At 43.3% G+C, this 1,175-nt stretch carries 2 protein-coding genes; both read right to left on the bottom strand.

Going from position 1 to position 1,175, the window contains the following annotated elements; all coding sequences use genetic code 11:
- Positions 1 to 58: 58 nt before the first annotated feature.
- Complete coding sequence (locus F6K53_RS44110; protein WP_070391320.1) at positions 59 to 532, bottom strand: pentapeptide repeat-containing protein; 474 nt, start codon at positions 530 to 532, stop codon at positions 59 to 61.
- Positions 533 to 876: 344 nt separating this feature from the next.
- The gene (locus F6K53_RS44105; RefSeq protein WP_158069424.1) at positions 877 to 1,017 is read right to left on the bottom strand and encodes a hypothetical protein; all 141 of its coding nucleotides are present in this window, start codon (positions 1,015 to 1,017) and stop codon (positions 877 to 879) included.
- Positions 1,018 to 1,175: the final 158 nt, after the last annotated feature.

Here is a 1,175-nt window from a genome sequence, read left to right as displayed (position 1 = left end):
CTTCGACACTGTGATCCATAAGCTAATAGCTGATCGCTGATCGCTGATCGCTTACGTGTCAAGACTCTACTCTACACTCGACATTGAAATTGAATTCCTCGGCACTACCACCAATGCCAATGCCAGTTTCAAATATCTCGGCATTAGTTAAGGTCATGTTGTTCATGACAGCTCCAGACACATCGGTGTCGTAAAGCTTGGCCGCTGTTAAATTCACTTGGTTGAGATTAGCGCAGTTTAAACTAGCGTTGGTAACAAAGGCTTGGGTTAAGTTAGCCCCGTTTAAGTTGGCACCAGTCAGGTCAGCACCTTCTAGGTTGGCTTCGATTAAGATTGCTCCTTGCAGGTTAGCATTCCTCAAGTCAGCCCCTAGTAGATGTGCACCCGATAGATCCGCTCCTTTTAAATTACACCCTGGACATTCACCAGTTGAGAGCAACTGTTGCACCTGGTCTGGGTTCTCAGCTACTGCTGAACCAGTAAAGAACAGGGAAGCGAGTAAGGTTAGCGTTGCCAAAATATTGAATTTCATTTTTGGCCTCCCTAGAAGGAAAATTATCAGTATGTATTGCTTTATCCCACTTTTATGATAACCCATTAGTTGTCCGGGATTATACTGATGATTTGTTAAGGTTAGTTATGGAATTATTCCCGGCTCTTCCGTACTTGTTATGCTAGATTAACAATTTGCCAAAGGGAGCAGGGAGCAGGGAGCAGGGAGCAGGGAGCAGGGAGCAGGAGGAAGAGGCAGTATTCAGAAAAATTTATTGTTAAATAGCCTCATAACCCTTACACAGTAATATTTTCGGTTTTTTTAAACTATAAATTTAGCATAGTAGGTACTGAAGAACCTTATTCTCTAAATTGATTAGGTTGTTAAGAAAAGACAAAAATTGTTAGGGTTAAGGGATTAAGGTGGTAGGGAATTAAGCGATCGCGTAGCGTAGCCCTTCGGGCTAATCGCCTTTGGCGCGGCTTCGCCGATCGCATCTCAGCTATTGTTATAGCACTAGGCATATAGAGGTGCGCACCTCGATGTTTGACATTGTCTTGATGCAGTTGCTCCTAAACTCCGAAACGTGAGTCTAGCTTACTTCTGACTTCTGACTTCTGACTTCTAACTTCTGACTTCTGACTTCTGACTTCTAACTTCTGACTTCTGACTTCTGACTTCT

Source organism: Moorena sp. SIO4A1 (assembly GCF_010672065.1).
Classification (GTDB): Bacteria; Cyanobacteriota; Cyanobacteriia; order Cyanobacteriales; family Coleofasciculaceae; genus Moorena.
The sequence above is the reverse complement of the archived record's forward strand: the minus strand, read 5'-3'. Positions and strand labels throughout refer to the sequence as shown.

Excerpts from the sequence above, each read along its gene's own strand:
- F6K53_RS44110 (WP_070391320.1), bottom strand. The coding sequence starts at position 532 with ATGAAATTCAATATTTTGGCAACGCTAACCTTACTCGCTTCCCTGTTC.
- F6K53_RS44105 (WP_158069424.1), bottom strand. The coding sequence starts at position 1,017 with ATGCCTAGTGCTATAACAATAGCTGAGATGCGATCGGCGAAGCCGCGC.